Origin of the sequence: Mycolicibacterium duvalii (genome assembly GCF_010726645.1) — a bacterium.
GTDB classification, from domain to species: Bacteria; Actinomycetota; Actinomycetes; order Mycobacteriales; family Mycobacteriaceae; genus Mycobacterium; species Mycobacterium duvalii.
Window position 1 is genome coordinate 5292165 of record NZ_AP022563.1, and the last position, 23691, is coordinate 5315855.

A 23691-nucleotide genomic window follows, 5' to 3' on the forward strand; every position below is an offset into this window, starting at 1 on the left:
CGATGACTAGAGGCGCCGAACAGCACGGCATCGCCGACCCACACGGCATTTCCTACGCGTCGGCGGGAGTGGACATCGAAGCTGGTGACCGCGCCGTCGAACTGTTCAAACCACTAGCCAAGAAGGCCACCCGGCCCGAGGTGCGCGGTGGTCTGGGCGGCTTCGCGGGGCTGTTCGCCCTGCGTGGCGACTATCGCGAACCGTTGCTGGCGTCGTCGACCGACGGTGTCGGCACCAAGTTGGCGGTGGCCCAGGCGATGGACAAGCACGACACCGTCGGGATCGATCTGGTCGCGATGGTGGTCGACGACCTGGTCGTGTGTGGTGCCGAACCGTTGTTCCTGCAGGACTACATCGCCGTCGGCCGGACCGTCCCCGAACGCGTCGCCGAACTGGTCTCCGGTATCGCCGATGGCTGCGTGCAGGCCGGCTGTGCGCTGCTGGGCGGCGAGACGGCCGAGCACCCCGGCCTGATGGCGCCGGACCACTACGACATCTCGGCCACCGGTATCGGCGTCGTCGAGGCCGATGACGTCCTGGGACCCGAACGCGTCAAACCCGGCGACGTGATCATCGCGATGGCCTCTACCGGCCTGCACTCCAACGGCTACTCGCTGGCCCGTCACGTGCTGCTCGAGATCGACCACATGAACCTGGCCGGCCACGTCGAGGAATTCGGTCGCACCCTCGGCGAGGAACTTCTAGAACCTACCCGCATCTACGCCAAGGACTGCCTGGCGTTGGCCGCCGAAACCCAGGTCCGGACCTTCTGCCACGTCACCGGAGGCGGACTGGCCGGCAACCTCGAACGGGTCATTCCGCACGGCTTGGTGGCGACGCTCGAACGCGGCACCTGGACGCCGGCGCCGGTGTTCGGCATGATCGCGCAGCGCGGACGCATCGAACAGGCCGAGATGGAGCGGACGTTCAACATGGGCGTCGGCATGGTCGCCGTCGTCGCGCCGGAGGACACCGATCGCGCGCTGGCCGTGCTGACCGCCCGTCACCTGGACTGCTGGACTCTGGGCACCATCGAGAAGGGTGGTAAGGACGGCGCCCGCGCGGTTCTGGTCGGGCAGCACCCCAGATTCTGACAGCTGTGGGTCCCAGGGATCCGAGTAGGCCCGGGCCTATCGGCGCCAGTCGTCGTCGTCGACCCAGGCGTCATCCGAGGCGTCGCCGTTGATGTCACCACCGAAGCGGTCATCGCCCGAAGAGCCCGACAGCTCGCGCTGAAGCCGCTCGAAGTCGGTCTGAGGTGAGCTGTACTTGAGCTCACGTGCAACCTTGGTCTGCTTTGCCTTTGCCCGGCCGCGGCCCATGGGGGAACCCCCTCGCGCAATAACGGAGCGGCCCAATGACTAGGCGGCTCCGATCTGAGTGTGTTTATGTCCTGTTGACACCTTACCGTGCCGGACGCCGTGGCGCTGGCAGGCCCTGAACCCTGACCGGGTTTTGTGGGCGCTCTCACTTAGTACCACTACGCAACCGCTCGACCGCCAGCCGTCCTGCGCCGACGGAGTCGCCGGCGGGCACCGAATCGGGGTCGATGGCGGCGGCCGTTTCGACCTGGCCGCCCGTGGTCAGCTCGGTGTCGGCGGATAGGCCCCGTTTGACCAGGGCCAGCGCGATCGGGCCGTGATCGACGTGGTCGACCACCGTGCCCAGGCGCCCCACCGCGCGGCCCGCGGTCAGCAGCGGATCGCCCGGCGCGGGGCGGTCGGTGCTGCCGTCGAGGTGCAGCAGCACCAGCATCCGCGGCGGTTTGCCCAGGTTGTGCACTCGCGCCACCGTCTCTTGTCCCCGATAGCAGCCCTTGTCCAGGTGGACGGCGGGGCCGACCCAGCCGACCTCGTGCGGAATGGTGCGTTCGTCGGTGTCCACCCCCAACCGGGCCTGCACGGCGGCCACCCGATGGGCTTCGTAGGCCCACACTCCGGCCGGACGCACCCCTGCGGCGACCAGTGCGTCCCACCAACGGGCGTGCTGCTCGCGGGGCACGACGACGTCGAGGTCGGCTCCACCGGAGGTCAAACGACGGACGAATCCACCGCCGTCCAGGGCCACCGCGGACCCGTCGGCCGGTACCGTCGCCAGCCCCAGCGCGTCGAGTACGGCGGCGTCGGCCACGGCGGGACCGAGCAGCGACAGCACAGCCAGCTCGGCCGGCTCGATCACGACATCGGCCCAGAAGACCATCTTGCGCAGATAGGACAACAGTGGCTCGCCCCGCCAGGGCTCGGTGTCCAGCACCGTGCGGCCGCTCAGTTCGGTCTGCAACCAGTGATCCTCCACCCGCCCCTGGCCGTCGAGGCTGAGGTTCTGGGTGGCCGTGCCCTCGCCCAAGTCGCTGACGTGCTGAGTGGACAGGCTGTGCAGCCAGGTCTTGCGCTCGGCTCCGGTGAGGGCCAGCACGGCCCGGTGGGAGCGATCGACGACCACGGCTGCGTGGGCGGCGGTGCGCTGCTCACCGAGCGGATCGCCGTAGTGCCAGACGGCGCCGGCGTCGGGACCGGGGTCAGGGGCGGGTACTGCGGACATAGTCCAACTCTACGGTCGGCGCGTGGTGGCGTGGGGCTACGCTGTGGCCCCATGGCTGACCGACCCGCTGTCGTGGTCACCCTCGATGGACGGCTGCACGATCCGACCGTCCCGCTTTTGTACGCCGATGATCTCGCGGCCGTGCGCGGAGACGGGATCTTCGAGACCATGCTGGTGCGCGACGGCGCGGCCTGTCTGCTCGACGCGCATCTGGGCCGGCTGGCGCACTCGGCCCGGATGGTGAACCTGCCGGCCCCCGACCTGGACCGGTGGCGCAGCGCGGTAGGTGTAGCGGTGGACGCCTGGACCGACGCAGGCGACGACGACGGCGTTCTGCGGCTGGTATACAGCCGGGGCCGCGAGAGCGGATCGGAGGTCACCGCGTACGTCACTGTGGCGGCGCTGCCGGCGCGCGTCGCCGAGGTCCGGCGACGCGGACTGGCGGCACTGACGCTCTCCCGCGGACTGGCCGCGCACGGTATCGACGAACTGCCCTGGTTGCTGGCCGGAGCCAAGACGCTGTCCTACGCCGTGAACATGGCGGCGCTGCGGCACGCGGAGGCGCACGGAGCCGGTGATGTGATCTTCGTCAGCACCGACGGGTTCATCCTGGAGGGGCCGCGGTCGACCGTGGTCATCGAGACGGTCTCCGACGAGGGTCGGCGGTGCCTGCTCACCCCGCCCCCGTGGTACCCGATCCTGCGCGGCACCACGCAGCAAGCCCTGTTCGAGGTCGCCCGCAATGCGGGTTACGACTGCGACTACCAGGCACTCAAGCCGGCTGATCTGATTGCCGCGCAGGGTGTTTGGCTGGTGTCGAGCATCACCCTGGCGGCGCGCGTGCACACCCTCGACGGGGTGGCGCTGCCGACGGCGACCGACGCCGCCGACATCTCCGCGCTGATCGACGCCGCGGTGCTCAGCGATCGCTGACAGAGTAAATCCCTTGTCGCGCTGACCCTGCGCGGGTACCTTCGCCTGTACACAGGGAAGGAGGTGGTCCGACAAATTGAGTGACTTATGGACATGTGAGGTGGCTGCGAGCTAGCAGCGCCGGGGAGCGCTTGACGCACACCTGCGCGCGCTGGCGAATTCCCCGCAGTCACCCGGCCCCCGAGCCCCTTGGTTGTGTCCGACCGAGGATGACGGCTCGGGGGCTGTCCCTTTTCTGGGTCGAGCGTCAGCCGGCAGGGCCGGGCGCCAGCGAGGAACACTCCGCCATGGCCGACTCCCAGGTGTCGACGTCCACCCCGGGCGGGGGGCCGGACACCGGCCCGGCAGGCGCAGGAACTCCGTGCTGATCCAGGCACGATGCGTACGAGCCGTGCCCGCCACCGGTTTCGGTCGAACGCGGGGTTGACGGAGCCGGAGTCTCACCGGGGGAGGCACAGCCGGCCAGCACGGTGGCAGCCGCGGCCCATGCAACGACCACGTGGTGGGCGCGCATCAGCCGACGAACCGGGACAGCCGGGCCGACAGATGCGGGACCAGTCCGCCGTCGGCGTCCACCCGCTCCTCGACGTAGGCCAGGTCGCCGCCTTCGATGATCCCGTAGAGCCGTTTGGCGCCGCCGACGAGCACCCCGGACACGCTGCGCGCCAGCGCATCGGTGACCAGTTCCCACGAGGATTGATTGAGCGGTCGGCCGTAGAACAGCTCGACGTAGCCGGCCGAGTGGGCCAGTAGCAACTCGATCGCCTGGGACTCGTCGGGGTCGGCCGGGTCGGTGACGAACCGCCAGTAGCCCGTCTCGCGCAGGCCGGGACGGTCGTAGTCGCCGTCCTCGGTCAGCAGCCAGGAGCGGGACTCCCAGTTCAGATAGTCGCTGCCGTCATGCGAGACGATGATCTGCTGGCCGAACCGGTAGTCGCCGTGGGCGCTGCGGCCCTCGCCCTCACCGCGCCACACCCCGACCAGAGGCAGCAGTGCCAGCAGCGCATCGTTGAGGTCGGCGCCCTGTCGCAGGTTGGCCGTGTCGGCGGGAAGCGGGAGGTCGGCGAAGGCCGGAATGTTGCGCGTGGCAGTCTCTTTGGCCCGCTGGGCGGCAGCGGCGACCGCCTCGTCGCCGGACGTCACGACTCGTCGGTGACCAGTCGATACAACGCGTACAACGCGAACCAGGTGATCACCACCACGGCCACGACGAGCAGGATCTCGAAGAACAGCACCACGACGTGAAGTCTAACCGCCGCTCCGGGCCGTGGTTCAGCCGACCTTGTACTCGTATTCCGGGCAGAACGCACCGGTGGCGGCACCGATGAAGTAGCCCGCGTCGCCGTTCGACCAGCCCGTGGCGCCGGCCAGGTCGAGCACTTCCTGCTCGAACGTCGCACCGTTGTTCCAGTCCTGGCAGACCGCGTACCCGGTCTCGATGACCTGGGCGGTCTTTTCCGAGGGCCAGGTGATGCCGTACTCGGCGATCACGGAGAGGAAGTCGCCCTCCGGGTCGGCGAGCGCGGCCGGAGCGCCCCACAGGGCGCCTCCGGCAAGCAGTGCGGCTGCGACACAGGCGAATGTCGTTTTCATGTCGGCCCCTCGAGGTAGCCGCGGCACTGTGCCGGGTGATTCGTCCCGCGCCGAGCGGCGCGGGACGTCACCTCATCGTCCTCCAGGAATGCCGAGCTTGCAGGGTTTTCACAGCAAGATCAGCAGAGGATCAGGCGCTTACGCGACCTTGACGTCGACCTCGTGGATGCCCGCGCCCGTCGGCGCGACCACCGCGTCGCCGTTACCGACCTTGGACAGCGCGCGCAGCGTCCAGGTCCCGGGCGCGGCGAAGAACCGGAAGTCACCGGTGGCCGACGCGACGACCTCGGCGGTGAACTCGTCAGAGCTGTCCAGCAGCCGCACGAACGCGCCGCCGACCGCCTGACCCGAGCCGTCCACGACCCGGCCGGTGATCACCGTTTCCTTCTCCAGGTCGACGCCGGCGGGCAACGTCAGTCCTTGCTTGGGTGCAGAGCACATATCAACTTCCCAACTCGATCGGGGCCCCCACCAGGGAGCCGTATTCCGTCCAACTGCCGTCGTAGTTCTTGACGTTCTTGTGCCCGAGGAGCTCCTGCAGCACGAACCAGGTGTGCGACGAACGCTCACCGATCCGGCAGTAGGCGATGGTCTCCTTCTCGCCGTCGAGGCCGGCCTCGGCGTACAGCTTGGCCAGATCCTCGTCGGACTTGAAGGTGCCGTCCTCGTTGGCGGCCTTGCTCCACGGAACGTTGATGGCGCCGGGGATATGCCCGGGGCGCTGGCTCTGCTCCTGCGGCAGGTGCGCGGGGGCGAGGATCTTGCCGGAGAATTCGTCGGGGGAGCGCACGTCGACCAGGTTCTTCTTGCCGATCGCGTCGATCACCTCGTCGCGGAAGGCACGGATGCTGGTGTCGGGAGCCTTGGCGGTGTAGCTGGTGCCCGGGCGTTCCACCGTGTCGGTCGACAGCGGACGCGCGTCGAGTTCCCACTTCTTGCGGCCACCGTCGAGCAGCTTGACGTCGGCGTGGCCGTAGAGCTTGAAGTACCAGTACGCGTAGGCGGCGAACCAGTTGTTGTTGCCGCCGTAGAGCACCACGGTGTCGTCGTTGGAGATGCCGCGCTCGCTCAGCAGCTTCGAGAACTGCTCGGCGTCGACGAAGTCGCGCCGGACCTGATCCTGCAGATCGGTCTTCCAGTCGAGCTTGACGGCGCCCGGGATGTGGCCGGTGTCGTAGGCGTTGGTGTCCTCGTCTACCTCGACGAAGACGGTGTTCGGCGCGTCGAGATTGCTCTCGGCCCAGTCGACTGAGACCAGAACGTCGGAGCGTGCCATATAGAGGGTCCTTCCGGTTTGGTTGGGGGCGGTGCGGTTACGGGCGGGGCGGTGCGCCCGGCGTCGGGACGCCGAGCGCGGAGGTGCTGCCGGTGGCGGTGGGGTGTGACATGAACGAGCTCCTGTTGATGTGCATCGGCGGGCTGGTGGGCCGAAAGCGGCCACTCACAGAGTGCGGCGCACAGCGACGGCGCGGCTACTCAGCAGCAACAACAACAGCAACAACCCGCGACGCGGCACAGATCGACTGCGCGGCGCTTGGTGAGCACAAGCTCGAGGCGGGCTGACACGCGGCACAGCTTACCCAAAGACAGGGTGATCAAGCCAACAGCGGCCGCAGAGCGGACCGCAGGTCAGTGGCGGTGGGCACCCCCGAGGTGCGGTACCGCTGCCGTCCGTCGGCGTCGAAGATGAACGTCGTGGGCAGCGACAGCACCGAAAGCCTGCGCGCCGGTTCGGGATCGGCGTCCATGTCGATCTCGAGGTGTGCCACGGCGGGCAGCTCGGCGCACACCTCCTCGACGACCCGGCGGACCCCGGCGCACGGCCCGCACCACGGCGCACTGAAATGCAGGATGGTCGGTCCGGTCGTGGACAGGCCCAGGTCACTGGTGTCCACGTCGGGCCATTCGGCGGCGCCGCGGGCCAGGGTGGCGCGCAGCGTAACGAGGCGCCCGATCACATAGGCCATCCCGAAGACCGCGATCAAGACCGCCACGACCACGATCCACGTCCCAGTCATGACAGCCGGAACCTGTCGAGCTGGAGCCGCATGTCTCCGGTGATGCCCTCGATGATGATGTCCGAACCGCGTGCGCCCTGACTGGTCGGTGCGACGCCGAACGGCAGCACCTGACCGGGAAGCCGGGAGGAGAACGCGGCGAGCACGGCGGTCAGCCGGTCCTCGGGCACCTCCTGGTCGGCGGTACCCGGACCGGTCAGCACACCGGTCGCGGTCAGCACCAGCGTGGAGGCGTCGGGGCCGGCCATCGACAGGTCGACCGCGATGCTGACCCGCTCGTCGAACCCGGCCTGGTCCGGCGTCCCGGTGAACACCACGCCGCGGTTGCTCGAGATGCCCGATTCGGTGGTGCCGCCGGTGGAGTCCTCGGTCTCATCGGTGGGCGCCTCCACCAGCAGGTCGGTGATTCCCATGTACCGGCCGAGATGCGTGGAGTCGATGATGATGCGGCTTTCCACCTTCTCGACCGCCAACGCCGAATCGGGCCGCACCAGCCAGGACCCGGACAGGTCGACCGAGTGCAGCGTCGCCTCCAGCGATGCCCGGCCCACGACGGCGTGATCAACGCCACTGGCCTTGATCTCCACCTCGTCGTAACGGTGCCGCGCCGCCTGGGTGACGAACGGAAAGCCCAGGATCGCCACCGACGGATCCCAGTTCAGGTCGGCGGCTGTGCGCACGCTTCTGGCCAGGCGATACTCGGCGTAGATCGCCGCGCCGAAGTCAGTGCCGACGGCGCCCAACACCAAAGCCAGCAGGGTGGACACGACACCGACGACGAGCTTGCGCACGCCGACATTGTTGCCTACCCGGCCTGCCCGCTCGCCGTTCGGCGCGGCTTACGGGCAGGCGGCACGCTATCGTTAGGACACCAACGGTCAGTAACGGCCGTGTGTCAGGCGTGAATCTGGGAAGTCACCGCGACAAAGACGTACCGGTGCGTCCAGGCGGATGATCTCCACAGCGGTTGGAGGGCCAGGTGGATCTACTGCTACTGACGGTCGACCCGCATCCCGAATCCATCCTGCCGTCTTTGGCGCTGCTCGCCCACAACGTGCGCACGGCCCCGACCGAAGTGTCGTCGTTGCTGGAGGCAGGTTCGGCCGACGTGGCCATCGTCGACGCGCGCACCGACCTGGCCGCCGCACGCGGGCTGTGCCGGCTGCTGGGCACCACCGGCACGTCGGTTCCGGTGGTCGCCGTGGTCAACGAGGGCGGCCTCGTCGCGGTCAACGTGGAGTGGGGCCTCGACGAGATTCTGCTGCCGAGCACCGGTCCGGCCGAGATCGACGCCCGGCTGCGGCTGCTGGTGGGGCGCCGCGGCGGGATCGCCAACCAGGAGAACGTCGGCAAGATCAGCCTCGGCGAGCTGGTGATCGACGAGGGGACCTACACCGCCCGGCTGCGCGGACGGCCGTTGGACCTGACATACAAGGAATTCGAGCTGCTGAAGTATCTCGCGCAGCACGCCGGCCGCGTGTTCACCCGCGCACAGCTGTTACAGGAGGTGTGGGGCTATGACTTCTTCGGAGGGACCCGCACCGTCGACGTCCACGTCCGGCGTCTGCGGGCCAAGCTCGGACCCGAGTACGAGTCGCTGATCGGCACGGTCCGCAACGTCGGATACAAGGCGGTCCGGCCGTCCCGGGGACGCGGCACCGCGCAGGGCGCTGCGCCGCCCGACGAACCGGACGAGGCCGAAGAAGACAGTTACGACGACACCGTCGACGAACTGCACAGCGAGCCGGTGTCCGAAGCGCTGGGCAGTTCGTGACGGTCGACTGGCAACAGGGGCTCACCGACTCTGCGCGTCAGCAGATCCGCGACGTCATCGCTGCGGCCGAGGTCGCCGACGGGGTGGCCCCGGTCGGCGAACAGGTGCTGCGCGAGCTGAACCTCGACCGCACCCGGCACCTGGTCGCGACCGGGGACGGCGCCGTGTCGGGGTATCTGAACCTCGCGCCCGCCGCGGACGACGCCCCTCCGATGGCCGAACTCGTGGTGCACCCGGCGGCCCGGCGCCGCGGTGTCGGCGCCGCGATGATCCGGGCAGCGCTGGCCGCGGGCGGTCCGGCCACGCGTTTCTGGGCGCACGGCGACCTCGAACCGGCGCGCGCGACGGCGTCCGCGCTCGAACTGGTCGCGGTGCGGGAGTTGCTGCAGATGCGCCGCCCGCTTGCGGACCTGCCCGCGACCCCTGCTGCCGCCGGCGTGACGATGCGTACCTATGCCGGCCCCTCCGACGACGCCGAGCTGCTGCGGGTGAACAACGCCGCGTTCGCCTGGCATCCCGAGCAGGGCGGGTGGACCGACGACGATGTCGCCGAGCGCAGATCCGAGCCGTGGTTCGACCCCGCCGGACTGTTCCTGGCATTCGACGACGCGTCCGGGCGGCTACTCGGATTCCATTGGACCAAGCAACATTCCGACCAGCTGGGCGAGGTGTACGTCGTCGGTGTCGACCCCGCCGCGCAGGGCCGGGGCCTCGGCGCCGCGCTCACCCTGACCGGTCTGCACCACCTGGCGCGGCAGTTGTCCGGCAGCGGCGCCGAAGCGGCGGTGATGCTCTACGTCGAAGCCGACAACACCGCCGCGGTGAAGACCTACCGACGACTGGGTTTCGAGGTGTCCAACACCGACGTCGCGTACGCCGCGCACGGCCCCGCCAACCTGTGAGATCACTGCACCTGTTCACCTCCCGTTCACCCGCCATGCCCGATTTGTCCACTGCGGCCGCATACGTTGCCGGTGAGTTTGCAGCCGTTTTGGGCAAGTGATCGGGTCAGCGAAAAGAAAGTGGGATCAGTGAAGCTCAACATCATCGGCAAGTCGTTCGGTACGACGGTCTCGGTCGCGGCGATCGCCGCGATGGCCCTCGCCGGGTGCGGTAGCGACAACAACGCTCCGTCGGGCACCACCGGTGCCACCGGAACCGACGCCTCGTCGGCGGAGTGCGGCGGCAAGAACACCCTCACCGCCGAGGGATCGACGGCTCAGCAGAACGCCATCGCAGTGTTCAATCAGGCCTGGGGTCAGGTCTGCGCGGGCAAGAACCTGTCCTACAACCCGACCGGATCAGGCGCCGGCCGCGAGCAGTTCGTCGCGGGCAACGTCGACTTCGGCGGAACCGACTCGCCGATCAAGGACGAGCAGGCCCAGCAGGGCGCGCAGCGCTGCGGCGGCAACGAGGTCTGGAACCTGCCGTTGGTCTTCGGTCCGGTCGCGATGGCCTACAACCTCGACGGCGTCGATGGGCTGGTGCTCAACGCCGATGTCCTGGCGCGCATCTTCCAGGGCCAGATCACCAATTGGAACGACCCGGCGATCGCCGCGCTGAACGAGGGCAAGACCCTGCCCGACCAGAACGTCACACCGATCTACCGCTCGGACTCCTCGGGCACCACCGACAACTTCCAGAAGTACCTGGCCGCGGCCGCTCCCCAGACCTGGACGAAGGGCGACGGCAGCGAATTCCAGGGCGGCGCCGGGGAAGGCGCGCAGAAGTCCGCCGGCGTCGCGCAGGCGGTTCAGGCCACCCCGGGCGGCATCGGCTACGTCGAGAAGGGCTTCGCCGACCAGGCCGGCATCTCCTACGCGCAGATCGACAACGGCAGCGGAGCGGTGGAACTGACCAACGAGTCGGCCGGTAAGGCCATCGACGCGGCCACCTTCGCCGCCGAGGGCAACAACCTCGTCCTGGATCTGCAGTCGCTGTACGGCACCACCGAGCCGGGCGCCTACCCGCTCGTGCTGGCCACCTACAACATCGTCTGCTCCCAGGGCTACGACGCCGAGACCGCCGCCGCGGTGCGCTCGTTCATGACCGTCGCCGCCAACGAAGGCCAGCAGGGCCTTCCCGAGGCCGGCTACGTGCCCCTGCCGGACCGCTTCAAGGAGCGTCTGCTGACCGCGGTCGACGCCATCGGCCCGACTGCCTAGGTTCTGCAGCGCAACCGCCACGCAGCGGCGAGGATGGGTTTAGACCGAATGACCGACAAGCGCGATGGAACCGGAACCGCATTGACGACGCCGAACCCGATGGACTCGGGGTCGGGGGCTGCGATGGCCGCCCCCTTCCCCGAGCCCACGCCGATCTCGACCAACCCGTCCGGGCATGCGAAGGAGCGGTTGGGAGACCGCATCTTCCGCAGCCTGTCGCAGGGGGCGGGCGTCCTCATCGTGGCGATCATCGCTGCGATCGGGATCTTCCTGCTGTGGCGTGCCATCCCGGCGCTAGCCCGTAACGAGGCGAACTTCTTCCTCTACGGCGGCACCTGGAACACCTCCGACACGTCGGCGATGACCTTCGGGATCCTGGACCTGCTCCAGGTCACGGTGTTCGTTTCGGTTTTCGCGCTGCTGCTCGCGATGCCCATCGCGCTGGGAATCGCGATCTACCTGACGCAGTACGCGCCGCGCCGGGTGGTCGGGCCGCTGGCCTACGTGGTGGACCTGCTCGCGGCGGTGCCGTCGATCATCTACGGCGTCTGGGGGCTGTATGTGCTGGCTCCGGTGCTGCGTCCGGTTGCGCTGTGGCTCAACGAGAATCTGGGTTGGTTCTTCCTGTTCGGCTCCGGCAACGCGTCTGTGGCCGGCGGCGGCACCATCTTCACCGCGGGCATCGTGTTGGCGGTGATGATCCTGCCGATCATCACCGCGGTGACGCGGGAGGTGTTCGTCCAGACACCCCGAGGGCAGATCGAGGCCGCGCTGGCGCTCGGCGCGACGCGGTGGGAGGTGGTCCGCACCACCGTGCTGCCGTTCGGGATGTCGGGGTACATCAGCGGCGCGATGCTCGGCCTCGGCCGTGCGCTCGGTGAGACCATCGCGCTGCTGATCATCCTGCGCGGCACGCAGGAGGCGTTCGGGTGGTCGCTGTTCGACGCCGGGTACACCTTCGCCAGCCTGATCGCCTCGGCCGCTTCGGAGTTCAACGACCAGTACAAGGCAGGCGCCTACATCGCCGCGGGTCTGGTGCTGTTCATCTTGACGTTCGTGGTGAACTCGCTGGCCCGCGCCGCGGTCTCCGGAAAGGACAGGTCGGCCTCATGACATCGGCCACGCTGGATCAGCCCGTCAAGGCCCCCACCTTCCAGGGGGTCAGTGCCCGCCGCAAGTTCACCAACAACCTGGCTACCGTGCTGGTCACCACCTCGGTGGTGATCGCGCTGGTGCCGCTGGTGTGGGTGCTCTACACCGTCGTCGCCAAGGGCCTCGGGATCGTCACCTCCAGCACCTGGTGGTACAACTCGCAATCGGGTATGACGGCGTTCGCCGCGGGCGGCGGCGCCTACCACGCCATCGTCGGCACGCTGCTGCAAGGCCTGGTGTGTGCCCTGATCTCCATTCCGGTCGGCGTATTCGTCGGCATCTACCTGGTGGAGTACGGTGGCGGCACCCGGCTCGGCAAGGTCACCACCTTCATGGTCGACATCCTCACCGGGGTGCCCTCGATCGTCGCCGCGCTGTTCATCTACGCATTGTGGGTGGCCACGATGGGCTTCGAGCGTTCGGGCTTCGCGGTGTCGCTCGCCTTGGTGCTGTTGATGATTCCGGTGATCGTGCGCTCCACCGAGGAGATGCTGCGCATCGTGCCGATGGACCTGCGCGAGGCCAGCTACGCACTCGGCGTGCCGAAATGGAAGACCATCTCGGCCATCGTGATCCCGACCGCGCTGTCGGGCATCGTCACCGGCATCCTGCTGGCCCTGGCCCGCGTGATGGGGGAGACGGCGCCGCTGCTCATCCTGGTGGGGTACTCGCAGGCGATCAACTTCGACATGTTCAGCGGATTCCAGGGCTCGCTGCCCGGCATGATGTTCGACCAGACCTCGGCCGGCGCGGGTGCGAACCCGATCCCGACCGACCGGCTCTGGGGTGCGGCGCTGACCCTGGTCGTGTTGATCGCAGTGCTCAACGTCGGCGCCCGTTTCATCGCCAAATTCTTTGCCCCTAAAAAGGTCTGAGCAGGTTTAGGAGACTGATTCACATGGCCAAGCGTCTGGACCTCAAGGACGTCAACATCTACTACGGCGCGTTCCACGCCGTGGCCGGGGTGACCCTGTCGGTGGAGCCGCGCAGCGTGACCGCGTTCATCGGCCCGTCGGGCTGCGGTAAGTCCACCGTGCTGCGCACGCTCAACCGCATGCACGAAGTCATCCCTGGCGCTCGCGTCGAGGGCTCGGTGCTGCTCGACGGCGAAGACATCTACGGCCCGGGCGTGGACCCCGTCGGTGTGCGCAAAACCATCGGAATGGTCTTCCAGCGGCCGAATCCGTTCCCCACCATGTCGATTCGCGACAACGTGGTGGCCGGGCTGAAGTTGCAGGGGGTGCGCAACAAGAAGGTGCTCGACGAGACCGCGGAACGGTCGCTGCGGGGTGCCAACCTGTGGACCGAGGTCAAAGACCGGCTCGACAAGCCCGGTGGCGGGCTTTCCGGCGGTCAGCAGCAACGGCTCTGCATCGCCCGCGCCATCGCCGTGCAGCCCGACGTGCTGCTCATGGACGAACCGTGCTCGGCGCTCGACCCGATCTCCACGCTGGCGATCGAGGACCTGATCGCCGAGCTGAAGAAGGACTTCACCATCGTGATCGTCACGCACAACATGCAGCAGGCGGCCCGGGTGAGCGATCAGACGGCGTTCTTCAACCTCGAGGCGACCGGCAAACCGGGCCGGCTGATCGAGATCGACGACACCGAGAAAATCTTTTCCAACCCCACCCAGAAGGCCACCGAGGACTACATCTCCGGTCGCTTCGGCTGAGAGACGCGGCACTACACAGAATCGCCCCACTTCACGCGAAGTGGGGCGATTTCTTGGTCGGGCAGAAGGCCGTCAGCGCGGCGTGGAGATCTCCGCCTCTTCCGGCGTGTGTCCCGTGACCTGGAAGATCACCCGGCGGGCGACCTCGACGGCGTGGTCGGCGAAGCGCTCGTAGAACCGGCCCAGCAGCGTCACATCGACCGCCGCGGCCACCCCGTGCTTCCACTCGCGATCCATCAGCACCGAGAACAGGTGGCGGTGCAGGTCGTCCATCGCGTCGTCCTCTTCGCGGATCCGGGCGGCCTTCTCCGGGTCCCGCGTGCGCAACACCTCCTGGGCGCTGTGCCCGAGGTCAACGGCCACCCGGCCCATCTCGGCGAAGTATCCGTTGACCTCTTCGGGCAGTGCGTGCTGGGGATGACGGCGGCGGGCGATCTTGGCCACATGCAGTGCCAGCGCGCCCATCCGGTCTATGTCGGCGACGATCTGGATCGAGCTGACGATCGCGCGCAGATCACCGGCCACCGGAGCCTGCAGAGCCAGTAGCACGAAAGCGCTTTCCTCGGCGCGGACACTCATCGCGACGATCTGGTCGTGATCGGTGATCACCTGCTCGGCCAAGGCCAGGTCGGCTTGCAGCAGCGCCTGGGTGGCACGCTCCATCGCCACGCCCGCCAACCCGCACATCTCACCGAGAAGGCTGGTCAGGGCATCCAACTGCTCGTGGTACGCGGTACGCATGTGTCAAGCCTACGGCCAGTGCCGAGTCCAAGTCACGAGCAGACGGTGAACGACGGGTGAATCCCACCTGGCCAAATGGCGAGATCAGTCGCAGCTGGTGTCTGCGGCGTTGGTGACGGTGAGGTCTTCGGGAAGCGCGGTGGCGGCGCCGTCCCTGGTCCCGCGAATGACCTGTACCTGCATCGAGGTTCCGCTGGGCGGTGGCGCCGACACCGAGGAGAAATCGCTCCCCAGCACGACCTGGACGACGTCGGCCATGCCGTTCACCCGTTCCAGGGTCGCGTCCGGGAACGACGCGGCCACGGTCGCGGCGGCTTCCTCGTTGCCCGGCGAGAAGAACACCGTCGTCTGCTCCAGCGGTCCCGGATAGTCGTCCGGGTTGCTCACGTTGAACCCGTAGGCCTGCAGCGCGTCGGCGGCGCTCGCGGCCAGGCCGGACTGTGCCGTCGAGTTCGACACCTGCACCGTCACGTCGGACGGGCTGGTGGTCACCGCATTGATGACCGACGGCGCCGAGGACGGGTCGGCGGCCTCCCCGGCGGCGCCGTTGGCCAGGGACTCCGGGGTGCCCGGGACCGGGGTGTTGTCCGGCAGCCGTTCCTCGGGCAGGGGGTCGTCATTGATGATCGCGTCGAACAGAGCGCGCATGTCGTCGGTCCGCGGGATCTCGTTGCCCCACTCGTCGGCGTAGCCGACGGTGGGGACGGTGACGAAGGTGATGCGTCCCGCGGTCACGCCCTGCACCGACTGGCCGAGGTCCACCAGATCCTTGGTGGTCAGGTTGTCGACGTAGCTGTCCCCGATGAACATGTTCACGACGTTGTTGAGCTTGGACAGCGAGAAGAAGGTCTCCTTGCTGATCAGCGAGCGCAGCAGCGACGCCAGGAACAGCTGCTGCCGCTTGATCCGGCCGTAATCGCCGTTGTTCTCGGTGGTGACCGAGCGGGCCCGCACATAGTTCAGGGCGGTGTGGCCGTCGACGACCTGGCGTCCGGCGCGGGGAAGCACGGTGCCCAACTCGTAGTCCTCGATCGGTGTCGTGCTGCACACCTCGACGCCGCCCAACGCGTCGACCATCTTCGAGAAGCCGGCGAAGTCGACGGCCATGAACCGGTTGACGTGCAGACCCGACAGCTTCTGGATCACCTTGACCAGACACTTGGGTCCGCCCACGGCGAAGGCCGAGTTCAGCTTGTACTCGGTGTACACCTCGTCCTTGCCGTACATCGGCGATTCCTCGTCCATGATCGGCCCGTACTCGCGCGTCTCGGGGTCCCACGGCTCGCAGAGCATCGGCTCGATCTCGAGGTCACGGGGGAACGACACCGCCACCACCCGCTTCCGGTTGGCGGGGATGTTGACCAGCATGACGGTGTCCGACCGGGCGCCGGCCACGTCCTCGGTGGTCCCGGCACCCATGTCGAGGTTCTCGCCGAGGCGGGTGTCGGTGCCGACGATCAGGAAGTTCTCGTCGCCGAACTGCGCGTTCGGGTCGAGGATGTCGCGGGAGTCGGGATCGAGCGCCGAGACCTTGTTCAGCAGGTTGTTCTTGGCCGACTGCCACTGCCAGGCGCCCCCGGTGAGGATCAGCGCCAGGATGGCCACCAGGGCGGCGGCGGTGCGGCCGGCCAGCAGGGTGCGCCGCCGAGCGCGGCGCGGGCGGCGGGCCGGGCCGGGGTGGGGCGGGAGCGTGGGCCCGCCCAGGCGGGGCACCTCGGACTCCGGGGCCACCACGGGCAGGACCGCGGTGTCGAGTTCGTCGGCCGGGTACGGTTCGGCCTCGAGTTCCGGTGCGGTTTCAGGTGCGGGCTCGGGCTCGGCGCGGTGGCGCCGCGGTGTCCTCGGTGGCGAGCCGCCGTGGATCTTGGCGATCAGGTCGGCGACGGTGACGTGGCCGGTGCTGTCCTCGGGGGCGGATTCGGACGGAAGAGGCTCGAGCGCGCGCTCCCACGGCGCGGCGCCTGGCGTCGGGCGTGAGGTTCGGGTAAGCCAGTCATTGTCGAACCCGTCACCGGGCAGGGGACGGCCACGATTGGCAGCGGCGTCCTGCTTGTCGCCGTCGCTCATCTTCGTACCGGCCCTCCAGCTCGTACGGTTTCGCGGTGAGTGTCCGCGTCACAGCGCACCGGCACCCAGCATGCCGAGCGCTTACCTGTCGTCATGGCGCAATGGTCCTGGCCCCGCCAGTGGAGCCGAACAGCGTGGCTCTCCATCGTACTGAGACATCCTGAGAGATAGCTAGCCGAGTTAAGTGTCAGAAATCTCTCGAAATGGTCTCGGGGACGCTAGCCGCCGGAGTGCATGACGTCGGCACCGGCCGGAACCGTGCAGTCATCGGGGTCGTCCAGCCAGCCCTCGGGCAGCGTCACCGATGCGGCCGAACCCTGCCGACCGCGCGGACCGTGCGCCGCAGCCGGAAACGGCACGTCGGGGTCGAGCTGACCGAGCAGGTCATCGAGCTCGGAAATGGTCTTGACCAGCGCCAGCGACCGGCGCAGATCGGCTCCGGCGGGGAATCCGTGCAGATACCAGGCCACGTGCTTGCGGATGTCCCGCATTCCTTTGTCCTCTCCGAAGTGGGCGGCCAGCAGCTCACCGTGCCTTCGGATGATCGCCGCGACCTCGCCCAACGTGGGTGGAGTCGGCGGCACCGCCCCGGAAAAGGCGGCCGAGAGCTCGGCGAACAGCCAGGGCCGCCCCAGGCAGCCACGGCCGATCACCACACCGTCGCACCCGGTCGCGGCCATCATGGCCAGCGCGTCTCGGGCGTCGAAGATATCACCGTTGCCGAGCACCGGGATGTCACGGACGTGGGCCTTGAGCGCGGCGATCTGGTCCCAGTCGGCCTGCCCGGAGTAGCGCTGCGCAGCGGTGCGGGCGTGCAGCGCCACCGCCGCGGCGCCCTCGTCCTGCGCGATGCGTCCGGCGTCGAGGTGGGTGTGGTGGTCGTCGTCGATCCCGATGCGGAACTTGACGGTGACCGGAATGTTGGTGCCCTCCGTAGCGGCAACAGCGGCGCGCACGATATGGCCGAACAGCCGGCGCTTGTAGGGCAGCGCGGCGCCGCCGCCGCGCCGGGTCACCTTGGGCACCGGGCAGCCGAAGTTCATGTCGATGTGGTCGGCCAGGTCCTCGTCGACGATCATCTTCGCCGCGGCGTAGGTGTTGGCCGGGTCGACGGTGTAGAGCTGCAGCGATCGCGGCGACTCGGCGGGCGCGAAGGTGGTCATGTGCATGGTCACCGGGTGCCGCTCGACCAGGGCGCGGGCGGTGACCATCTCGCACACGTACAACCCGCTGACGGTCCCGGCCCGGCTGAGCTCGAGTTCGCGGCACAGGGTGCGGAACGCGACGTTGGTCACCCCGGCCATCGGCGCCAGCACGACCGGGCTGCGCAGCGCGATCGGCCCGATCCGCAGGGACCGGGCCGACGCGTGCGCAGTGTCGGTTACGACGCTGATGATCCCACCAACTGGGCCTTGGCCGCCTTCTTCTCGGCCATCTGAGCCAGCCGTGCCTCGCGCCGCTGCTTGGCGATCTCGAACTTGTCGACGGCGTCCTGCAGTTCGTCGACCAGCGCGCCGAGGTCGTCGCGCATCCGTGCGCTCTCGCCGTTGAAGTCCTCACGCTCGAAGATGCGCCACTTCTTGAGCACCGGCATCACGATGTCGTCGAGGTGGATCCGCGGGTCGTAGACCCCGCCCGAGGCGATCGTCACCGCACGACGACGGAAATCCGGGATGGTGTAACCGGGCATCTTGAAGTTGCGCAGCACCTTGTGCAGGGACTTCATCGCCTGGTTCGGCGCGATCTCGAACCCGGCCTCGGACACGTCGCGGTAGAAGATCATGTGCAGGTTCTCGTCGGCCGAGACGCGCTGCAACAGCTGATCAGCGATCGGGTCCTCACACGCCTTGCCGGTGTTGCGGTGCGAGACGCGGGTCGCAAGCTCCTGGAACGTCACGTAGATGACGGAGTCGAACAGGCTCTCGGCGAACAGTTCAATGCCGCCTTGCTGGTTCTGGCCAGGGGAGAAACCGCGCGTCATCTGCTCCAAGCGCAACATCTCCAGCTCCACCGGGTCGATGTTGCGGGTGACCACCAGGTAGTCGCGCAGCGCGATGCCGTGCCGGTTCTCCTCGGCGGTCCACCGGTTCACCCAGAAGCCCCACGGCCCGTCCATGCTGAAGTTCATCGCGATCTCGCGGTGGTACGACGGCAGGTTGTCCTCGGTGAGGAGGTTGGTCAGCATCGCGACCCGGGCGACTTCGGAAAGCTTGGACTGCTCGGGGTCCCAGTCCTGGCCGCCGAGGGCGTAGTAGTTCTTGCCGTCGGACCACGGGATGAAGTCGTGCGGGTTCCAGTCCTTCTTCATCTGCATATGGCGATTGACCAGCGGCTCGACGACGGGCTCGAGCTCGGTCAACAGCTGCAGGTCGGTCAGGTCTTTCGACACGACACCTCCCAGTTATCTGTACCTGATGGTTGCAGTCAATATATCTGTGTAACTCGGTGACATTCAAGCCACCGCGCCGCAGGTCACACGCAGGGGAAAGGTGTTATGAAGTTGTTGCGCCGCTGAGCAGAAGCTCAACACAGTGGTCGATGAACTGCTCCCGAGTCGCGGTCAGCCTGCCGTCGAGGTATGCGGTGAACAATGCAGTGAGTGCCCCGATCAGCCCGGTGGCAATCATGGCCTGGACGGTCGGATCGGTGATCCGGGTCAGCTTGCGTTGCAGCAGATCGATGAAGTTGGGCATCCAGCGGGCGCCCGAGCGCGCCAGGACGGGCTCGGCCTCAGGGGCCAGGAGCAGCACACGGCCGCGCGCGGGGTCGTCGACCATCAGGGAGACGAATCGCTCGACTGCGTCGCGGGGGCTCTCCGATTTCCTCAGCGTCGCCATCGCGGTGGTGCACACCTCATCGTAGACGGCGGCGACGTAATCGTCTCTGTCGGTGAAGCTTTCGTAGAAGTAGCGTTCGGTCAGGCCGGCCGCGCGGCACACCGCCCGCACCGTCAGGCCGGGGCCCTCGCGGCTGCCGAGGGCGGCGATACCGGCGGCGATCAACTCGTCACGGCGCAGCGCCTGGCGATCCGACAGCGGGACCCCGGACCATCTGCCTCGTCGTTGACCTGACCGCACAGCCCTCCTAAGCTCACTTCTGACAACGTGTGTAGTCAAAACTTCGTGACGCGTCGAACAGGAAGAGCGCCAGTGACTCAAGATACGTCCGCAGCGTGCCCGGCCGACAGTGACTCGGGCAGCGATGACGCCGTGGTCGCGACCGGCTGCCCGGTGACGTCCGGCGGTTACGACGACCTGCCGGCAGCGCTCGGCCCCGACTCGCTGACGTGGAAGTACTTCGGTCAGTGGACCGGGCTGTTCCAAGGCCCGTGGGCGGGCTCGATGCAGAACATGCACCCGCAGTTGGGCGCGGCCGTGCAGCAGCACTCGATCTTCTTCCTGGAGCGCATCCCGCGGCTGCTGCGCTCGATCTATCCGATCGGCGGGGTGGTCTTCGACGGCGACCGGGCCCCGCAGACCGGCGCGGAGGTGCGGGATTACCACATCGGCATCAAGGGCGTCGACGACCAAGGGCGGCGCTACAGCGCGCTGAACCCCGACGTCTTCTACTGGGCGCACGCCACATTCTTCAAGTCCACGCTGCTGGCGGCGGAGCGGTTCCATGGCGGGCTGACCGACGACCAGCGCCGCCAGCTGTTCGACGAACACGTGACGTGGTACCGCATGTACGGCATGAGCATGCGGCCGGTGCCCGGGAGCTGGGAGGAATTCGAGCAGTACTGGGACCACATGTGCCGCAATGTTCTCGAGAACACCTGGGCGGCACGCGAAGTGCTGGACCTGACCACCATGCCCAAACATCCGTCGCTGGAGTGGGTGCCGGACTGGGCCTGGCGGTTGAACCTGCTGGTGATGCAGCGGTTCCTGGTCTTCATGACCGTCGGTCTGTACGACGAGCCGGTGCGTGAACTCATGGGCTTCACCTGGTCGCCGCGACAAGAGTGGATCCACCGGCGTGTCGGCAACGTCCTGCACCTGGCCACGACGGTGCTGCCGAAGCGGTGGCTGATGCACCCGCGCAAGCGCTCGGCGATGGATCGCGCCGTCGGCCGGGCACCCGCCGACTCGCCGCTGGTGCAGACGCCGGCACGTAACCTGCCGCCGGCCGAATACCGTGGTCAGCCGCAGTTCTACTGCCCGAACGTCTGACGGGCCGGGGCCCGTACTGCGGCGCGTCGGGTTTGCATCGGCGCCGCACTGGCTAACTTGAAGGAATGCAGGCGCCGGAAGTCTTGGCCGGCCGCTATGAACTGCGCGGTGTCATCGGCCGCGGCGGCATGGCGGAGGTTCGTGACGCCTGGGATATCCGGCTGGAGCGGCCTGTGGCGGTCAAGATGCTGCATCCCGTCGTCGGCACCCAACCCGACACCCGCCGCCGCTTCATGACCGAGGCGCGTGCCGCTGCGTTGCTCAACCATCCGCACGTGGTCGCGGTCCACGACCAGGGCGTGGACCGCGGGCGCGACTACATCGTGCTGGAGCGACTTCCCGGGCAGAGCCTGGCCGACGTCCTTGCCCGCCACGGTCCACTGCCCGCGGAACAGGTCCGAGCCATCGTGGCCGACGTGTTGTCCGCGCTGGGCGCCGCGCACGCGCGCGGCGTGCTGCACCGCGATGTGAAGCCGGCCAACCTGCTGTTCACGGCGTCCGGCAGGGTGAAGATCACCGACTTCGGCGTCGCCAAGAGCGCCGACTCGCCGCAGACGCTGACCAATCGGGTCTTCGGAACCATGGCCTACCTCCCGGCCGACCGGATCGCCGGCAGGCCCGCCACCCCCAGCGACGATCTGTACGCGCTCGGGGTGGTGGCCTACGAGGCCCTGACGGGACGCCGGGCCTACCCGCAGGACAACCTGGCCGCACTGGCCGACGCGATCTACGGCGGCCAGGTGGCGCCGCTGAGCGCCCTGCGCCCCGATATCGATCCCGCGCTGGCGGCCACCGTCGAGCGGGCGATGGCGCCCGATCCGCGGTGGCGGTTCGCCGACGCACAGCAGATGCGGGCCAGCCTCGACACGCCTATTCCACGTCCGCGGAGCACCGGCGGAGTCCTCACCGCCGCGGCACTGATGACGGTGCTGGCGTTTGCCGCGCTCGTCGTCGCCGTATAGCAGCTGAACTGCGGCGATGCCGATGATGGAGCTTCGCTAAACGGACAATCCCGGTCCGGTAACGATCAGCGCGCCGTATTCAACTTCGGGACCCGATGCTGTACATTGCCGAGTTTTTCCGTATCTTGCTTGTGTGGGTCGGCACTCGAAGCCCCAAGAGCGGCGCAATCGTTCGATGTACCTCGGCGCCTTCCTCGCCCCCGCGGCCGTCCTACTGGTCGCGAAGGGGGACGGAGGCCAGATCGCCGAGGCGGCGGACGTCGCGCCCGTCGCCGCGCCGGCGCCGGAAGCGGTGCCCGCGCCGGCGCAGCCCTGCTGCGTCGAGGTCGTCGCGGCACCCGGTGTGCCTACGGCGCACCTGACCGCCGAGGCCCCCGCCGAGGAAGCGTCCTCGGTCGAGCTGGTGTCCGCGTCGCGGTGGCGGGTGGTCAGCCGGACACTGCCGGCCGGTGTGGCCCCGGAGCGCGGCCTGCAGGTCCGCACCATCCTGGCCGCGCGCAGCATCAGCGCGATCTTCCCCGAGATCAACGAGATCGGCGGGGTCCGCTCCGACGCGCTGCGCTGGCACCCCAACGGCCTGGCGCTCGACGTGATGATCCCGAACAACTCCTCGGCCGAGGGCATCGCGCTGGGCAACGCGATCGTGGCCTACGTGCTGCAGAACGCCGACCGGTTCGGCATCCAGGACGCCATCTGGCGGGGCGTCTACTACACCCCCAACGGCGCGCGGTCCGGCGGCTACGGCCACTACGACCACGTTCACATCACCACCACCGGCGGCGGCTACCCGACCGGGAACGAGCTGTACTTCCGCTGAAGCGGTGCCCCCACTAGGACTCGAACCTAGGACCTGCGGATTAAAAGTCCGTAGCTCTACCAACTGAGCTATAGGGGCTTGGCATCAGAAAGGATAGCGGTGGGCTGCTCGTTTGAGGATTTGGGTGTCCGTACCCTAAGCTATTGAAGCTCCCAACGACATGAGCGTTGCGAGTACCCCGGAGAGATTCGGCTGGCCCCCTTCGTCTAGCGGCCTAGGACGCCGCCCTTTCAAGGCGGTAGCGCGGGTTCGAATCCCGTAGGGGGTACGCGTAGCGAACCCGAAAGTGGGAGTTGCACGAAGCTTCACAAGTAAGGCCCTGTGGCGCAGTTGGTTAGCGCGCCGCCCTGTCACGGCGGAGGTCGCGGGTTCGAGTCCCGTCAGGGTCGCCATCGCGGCGAGGCACTTGTTTGCACAGTGATCGGTGCCGTCCGGCCAGGTAGCTCAGTTGGTACGAGCGTCCGCCTGAAAAGCGGAAGGTCGCCGGTTCGATCCCGGCCCTGGCCACCATGTTCAGTTCATGCGCACGCTGGACCGTCATCGCGACGGCGGTGGCCGCGTTGCTTTCCCCCGTTGTGGTTTCGGTCGCCGCCGCCCAACCCCAGAGCCCGCTGACCGAACTGGTCGACGCGACGGCCCGCCGTCTCGAAGTCGCCGAACCGGTCGCGCTGGCCAAGTTCGGAAACGGCCAGCCGGTCAAAGACCCGCAGCGCGAACAACAGGTGATCGACACCGTCATCGCCGAAGCGACCACGCTGGGCGCCGACCCGGCCGTCGTCGCGACGGTCTTCCGCGACCAGATCGACGCGTCGGTGGCCATTCAATACGCCCGGATGTCGCAGTGGACGCTGGACCCGGCGACCGTCCCGGCCACCGCCGGGGACCTCGCCGCCTCCCGCGCTGTCCTCGACGCTGTGAACCGCGAAATGGTCACCCGGCTCGTCGAGCAGCGCGGAGTGCTGACCTCGCCGCTCTGTGCCGTCGAACTCGACCGGGCCCGGGCCGCCGTCGCCCAGGCCCGCGCGTTCGACCCGCTGTACCGGCGGGCGCTCGAGGTCGCCACCCGCAACTACTGCCGCTGACG

26 protein-coding genes and 4 tRNA genes are annotated in these 23691 nt (G+C 68.1%); 15 read left to right on the top strand and 15 right to left on the bottom strand.

Annotation, left to right across the window (positions count from 1 at the left end):
* The first annotated feature begins 2 nt into the window (after positions 1-2).
* Positions 3-1094, top strand: coding sequence for a phosphoribosylformylglycinamidine cyclo-ligase (gene purM / locus G6N31_RS25130; protein WP_098001840.1), 1092 nt, complete (start codon positions 3-5; stop codon positions 1092-1094).
* A gap of 36 nt (positions 1095-1130) precedes the next feature.
* On the opposite strand, the gene G6N31_RS25135 is transcribed toward purM, so the two are convergent.
* Both G6N31_RS25135 and ygfZ read right to left on the bottom strand, forming a co-directional pair.
* The gene (locus G6N31_RS25135) at positions 1131-1322 is read right to left on the bottom strand and encodes a DUF3073 domain-containing protein (protein ID WP_098001801.1); all 192 of its coding nucleotides are present in this window, start codon (positions 1320-1322) and stop codon (positions 1131-1133) included.
* A 145-nt stretch (positions 1323-1467) separates the two neighbouring features.
* The gene (gene ygfZ / locus G6N31_RS25140; protein ID WP_098001800.1) at positions 1468-2541 is read right to left on the bottom strand and encodes a CAF17-like 4Fe-4S cluster assembly/insertion protein YgfZ; all 1074 of its coding nucleotides are present in this window, start codon (positions 2539-2541) and stop codon (positions 1468-1470) included.
* 51 nt (positions 2542-2592) lie between these two features.
* Here ygfZ and G6N31_RS25145 point away from each other — a divergent pair, with 51 nt between their 5' ends.
* A complete protein-coding gene (locus G6N31_RS25145) occupies positions 2593-3474 on the top strand; it encodes an aminodeoxychorismate lyase (protein WP_098001799.1) in 882 nt (293 codons plus the stop codon).
* Positions 3475-3987: 513 nt separating this feature from the next.
* Here G6N31_RS25145 and G6N31_RS25155 read toward each other — a convergent pair.
* The 7 genes from G6N31_RS25155 to lmeA all read right to left on the bottom strand — a co-directional run bounded on the left by G6N31_RS25155 (position 3988) and on the right by lmeA (position 7876).
* Positions 3988-4617, bottom strand: a complete 630-nt coding sequence (locus tag G6N31_RS25155) for a heme-binding beta-barrel domain-containing protein (RefSeq protein WP_098001797.1) — start codon at positions 4615-4617, stop codon at positions 3988-3990.
* A gap of 129 nt (positions 4618-4746) precedes the next feature.
* Positions 4747-5067, bottom strand: coding sequence for a DUF732 domain-containing protein (locus G6N31_RS25160; protein ID WP_098001795.1), 321 nt, complete (start codon positions 5065-5067; stop codon positions 4747-4749).
* Between the two features lie 138 nt (positions 5068-5205).
* A complete protein-coding gene (locus G6N31_RS25165; protein ID WP_098001794.1) occupies positions 5206-5508 on the bottom strand; it encodes a DUF1416 domain-containing protein in 303 nt (100 codons plus the stop codon).
* Position 5509: 1 nt separating this feature from the next.
* Positions 5510-6343 carry a sulfurtransferase gene (locus tag G6N31_RS25170; protein ID WP_098001793.1) on the bottom strand — a complete coding sequence of 278 codons (834 nt, stop codon included), beginning with the start codon at positions 6341-6343 and terminating at the stop codon, positions 5510-5512.
* 200 nt (positions 6344-6543) lie between these two features.
* The gene (locus G6N31_RS27795; protein WP_350222965.1) at positions 6544-6633 is read right to left on the bottom strand and encodes an Ms5788A family Cys-rich leader peptide; all 90 of its coding nucleotides are present in this window, start codon (positions 6631-6633) and stop codon (positions 6544-6546) included.
* Between the two features lie 29 nt (positions 6634-6662).
* A complete protein-coding gene (locus tag G6N31_RS25180; protein ID WP_098001792.1) occupies positions 6663-7085 on the bottom strand; it encodes a thioredoxin family protein in 423 nt (140 codons plus the stop codon).
* Positions 7082-7876 (bottom strand): mannan chain length control protein LmeA, encoded by a 795-nt coding sequence (lmeA, locus tag G6N31_RS25185; RefSeq protein WP_098001791.1) that lies wholly within the window; start codon positions 7874-7876, stop codon positions 7082-7084. Before lmeA ends, G6N31_RS25180 begins: the two co-directional genes overlap by 4 nt.
* Before the next feature lie 188 nt (positions 7877-8064).
* Here lmeA and G6N31_RS25190 point away from each other — a divergent pair, with 188 nt between their 5' ends.
* The 6 genes from G6N31_RS25190 to pstB all read left to right on the top strand — a co-directional run bounded on the left by G6N31_RS25190 (position 8065) and on the right by pstB (position 13851).
* Positions 8065-8859, top strand: coding sequence for a winged helix-turn-helix transcriptional regulator (locus G6N31_RS25190; RefSeq protein WP_098001790.1), 795 nt, complete (start codon positions 8065-8067; stop codon positions 8857-8859).
* Positions 8856-9761 (top strand): mycothiol synthase, encoded by a 906-nt coding sequence (gene mshD / locus G6N31_RS25195; protein WP_098001789.1) that lies wholly within the window; start codon positions 8856-8858, stop codon positions 9759-9761. Before G6N31_RS25190 ends, mshD begins: the two co-directional genes overlap by 4 nt.
* 129 nt (positions 9762-9890) lie before the next feature.
* Positions 9891-11024: a phosphate ABC transporter substrate-binding protein PstS gene (pstS, locus tag G6N31_RS25200; protein ID WP_098001788.1), complete on the top strand. Its 1134-nt coding sequence runs from the start codon at positions 9891-9893 to the stop codon at positions 11022-11024.
* 48 nt (positions 11025-11072) lie between these two features.
* Positions 11073-12137 (top strand): phosphate ABC transporter permease subunit PstC, encoded by a 1065-nt coding sequence (gene pstC / locus G6N31_RS25205; RefSeq protein WP_098001787.1) that lies wholly within the window; start codon positions 11073-11075, stop codon positions 12135-12137.
* A complete protein-coding gene (pstA, locus tag G6N31_RS25210) occupies positions 12134-13051 on the top strand; it encodes a phosphate ABC transporter permease PstA (protein WP_098001786.1) in 918 nt (305 codons plus the stop codon). The genes pstC and pstA overlap by 4 nt, the downstream gene beginning before the upstream one ends.
* A gap of 23 nt (positions 13052-13074) precedes the next feature.
* A complete protein-coding gene (gene pstB, locus G6N31_RS25215) occupies positions 13075-13851 on the top strand; it encodes a phosphate ABC transporter ATP-binding protein PstB (protein WP_098001785.1) in 777 nt (258 codons plus the stop codon).
* A 72-nt stretch (positions 13852-13923) separates the two neighbouring features.
* Here the strand turns inward: pstB and phoU are convergent, their stop codons facing one another.
* The 5 genes from phoU to G6N31_RS25240 all read right to left on the bottom strand — a co-directional run bounded on the left by phoU (position 13924) and on the right by G6N31_RS25240 (position 19736).
* The gene (gene phoU, locus G6N31_RS25220) at positions 13924-14592 is read right to left on the bottom strand and encodes a phosphate signaling complex protein PhoU (protein ID WP_098001784.1); all 669 of its coding nucleotides are present in this window, start codon (positions 14590-14592) and stop codon (positions 13924-13926) included.
* An 84-nt stretch (positions 14593-14676) separates the two neighbouring features.
* Positions 14677-16659 (bottom strand): LCP family protein, encoded by a 1983-nt coding sequence (locus tag G6N31_RS25225; protein WP_098001783.1) that lies wholly within the window; start codon positions 16657-16659, stop codon positions 14677-14679.
* Positions 16660-16877: 218 nt separating this feature from the next.
* On the bottom strand, positions 16878-18011 hold the full coding sequence (gene dusB, locus G6N31_RS25230; protein ID WP_098001782.1) for a tRNA dihydrouridine synthase DusB: 1134 nt from the start codon (positions 18009-18011) through the stop codon (positions 16878-16880).
* Positions 18012-18040: 29 nt separating this feature from the next.
* Positions 18041-19048 carry an acyl-ACP desaturase gene (locus tag G6N31_RS25235; RefSeq protein ID WP_098001781.1) on the bottom strand — a complete coding sequence of 336 codons (1008 nt, stop codon included), beginning with the start codon at positions 19046-19048 and terminating at the stop codon, positions 18041-18043.
* A gap of 103 nt (positions 19049-19151) precedes the next feature.
* The gene (locus tag G6N31_RS25240; protein ID WP_098001780.1) at positions 19152-19736 is read right to left on the bottom strand and encodes a TetR/AcrR family transcriptional regulator; all 585 of its coding nucleotides are present in this window, start codon (positions 19734-19736) and stop codon (positions 19152-19154) included.
* Positions 19737-19808: 72 nt separating this feature from the next.
* Here G6N31_RS25240 and G6N31_RS25245 point away from each other — a divergent pair, with 72 nt between their 5' ends.
* The 3 genes from G6N31_RS25245 to G6N31_RS25255 all read left to right on the top strand — a co-directional run bounded on the left by G6N31_RS25245 (position 19809) and on the right by G6N31_RS25255 (position 22607).
* Positions 19809-20828: an oxygenase MpaB family protein gene (locus tag G6N31_RS25245; protein ID WP_098001779.1), complete on the top strand. Its 1020-nt coding sequence runs from the start codon at positions 19809-19811 to the stop codon at positions 20826-20828.
* Positions 20829-20893: 65 nt separating this feature from the next.
* Positions 20894-21790 carry a serine/threonine-protein kinase gene (locus G6N31_RS25250; protein WP_098001778.1) on the top strand — a complete coding sequence of 299 codons (897 nt, stop codon included), beginning with the start codon at positions 20894-20896 and terminating at the stop codon, positions 21788-21790.
* A 133-nt stretch (positions 21791-21923) separates the two neighbouring features.
* Positions 21924-22607 carry a VldE C-terminal domain-containing protein gene (locus G6N31_RS25255; RefSeq protein ID WP_179964239.1) on the top strand — a complete coding sequence of 228 codons (684 nt, stop codon included), beginning with the start codon at positions 21924-21926 and terminating at the stop codon, positions 22605-22607.
* A 5-nt stretch (positions 22608-22612) separates the two neighbouring features.
* Here the strand turns inward: G6N31_RS25255 and G6N31_RS25260 are convergent.
* Positions 22613-22685: transfer RNA gene (locus tag G6N31_RS25260), tRNA-Lys, on the bottom strand.
* 117 nt (positions 22686-22802) lie between these two features.
* Here G6N31_RS25260 and G6N31_RS25265 point away from each other — a divergent pair.
* The 4 genes from G6N31_RS25265 to G6N31_RS25280 all read left to right on the top strand — a co-directional run bounded on the left by G6N31_RS25265 (position 22803) and on the right by G6N31_RS25280 (position 23689).
* Positions 22803-22875, top strand: a tRNA-Glu gene (locus tag G6N31_RS25265).
* A 47-nt stretch (positions 22876-22922) separates the two neighbouring features.
* A tRNA-Asp gene (locus G6N31_RS25270) sits at positions 22923-22999 on the top strand.
* 41 nt (positions 23000-23040) lie between these two features.
* Positions 23041-23117 (top strand) — tRNA-Phe (locus G6N31_RS25275).
* A complete protein-coding gene (locus G6N31_RS25280; protein WP_098001776.1) occupies positions 23117-23689 on the top strand; it encodes a chorismate mutase in 573 nt (190 codons plus the stop codon). The genes G6N31_RS25275 and G6N31_RS25280 overlap by 1 nt, the downstream gene beginning before the upstream one ends.
* The last annotated feature ends 2 nt before the right edge of the window (positions 23690-23691 follow it).

Bases quoted from the DNA above. Each gene is read 5' to 3' on its own strand.
- purM (WP_098001840.1), top strand. From the start codon at position 3: ATGACTAGAGGCGCCGAACAGCACGGCATCGCCGACCCACACGGCATT.
- G6N31_RS25135 (WP_098001801.1), bottom strand. From the start codon at position 1,322: ATGGGCCGCGGCCGGGCAAAGGCAAAGCAGACCAAGGTTGCACGTGAG.
- ygfZ (WP_098001800.1), bottom strand. From the start codon at position 2,541: ATGTCCGCAGTACCCGCCCCTGACCCCGGTCCCGACGCCGGCGCCGTC.
- G6N31_RS25145 (WP_098001799.1), top strand. From the start codon at position 2,593: ATGGCTGACCGACCCGCTGTCGTGGTCACCCTCGATGGACGGCTGCAC.
- G6N31_RS25160 (WP_098001795.1), bottom strand. From the start codon at position 5,067: ATGAAAACGACATTCGCCTGTGTCGCAGCCGCACTGCTTGCCGGAGGC.
- G6N31_RS25165 (WP_098001794.1), bottom strand. From the start codon at position 5,508: ATGTGCTCTGCACCCAAGCAAGGACTGACGTTGCCCGCCGGCGTCGAC.
- G6N31_RS25170 (WP_098001793.1), bottom strand. From the start codon at position 6,343: ATGGCACGCTCCGACGTTCTGGTCTCAGTCGACTGGGCCGAGAGCAAT.
- G6N31_RS25180 (WP_098001792.1), bottom strand. From the start codon at position 7,085: ATGACTGGGACGTGGATCGTGGTCGTGGCGGTCTTGATCGCGGTCTTC.
- pstC (WP_098001787.1), top strand. From the start codon at position 11,073: ATGACCGACAAGCGCGATGGAACCGGAACCGCATTGACGACGCCGAAC.
- pstA (WP_098001786.1), top strand. From the start codon at position 12,134: ATGACATCGGCCACGCTGGATCAGCCCGTCAAGGCCCCCACCTTCCAG.
- pstB (WP_098001785.1), top strand. From the start codon at position 13,075: ATGGCCAAGCGTCTGGACCTCAAGGACGTCAACATCTACTACGGCGCG.
- phoU (WP_098001784.1), bottom strand. From the start codon at position 14,592: ATGCGTACCGCGTACCACGAGCAGTTGGATGCCCTGACCAGCCTTCTC.
- G6N31_RS25225 (WP_098001783.1), bottom strand. From the start codon at position 16,659: ATGAGCGACGGCGACAAGCAGGACGCCGCTGCCAATCGTGGCCGTCCC.
- G6N31_RS25250 (WP_098001778.1), top strand. From the start codon at position 20,894: ATGCAGGCGCCGGAAGTCTTGGCCGGCCGCTATGAACTGCGCGGTGTC.
- G6N31_RS25280 (WP_098001776.1), top strand. From the start codon at position 23,117: ATGTTCAGTTCATGCGCACGCTGGACCGTCATCGCGACGGCGGTGGCC.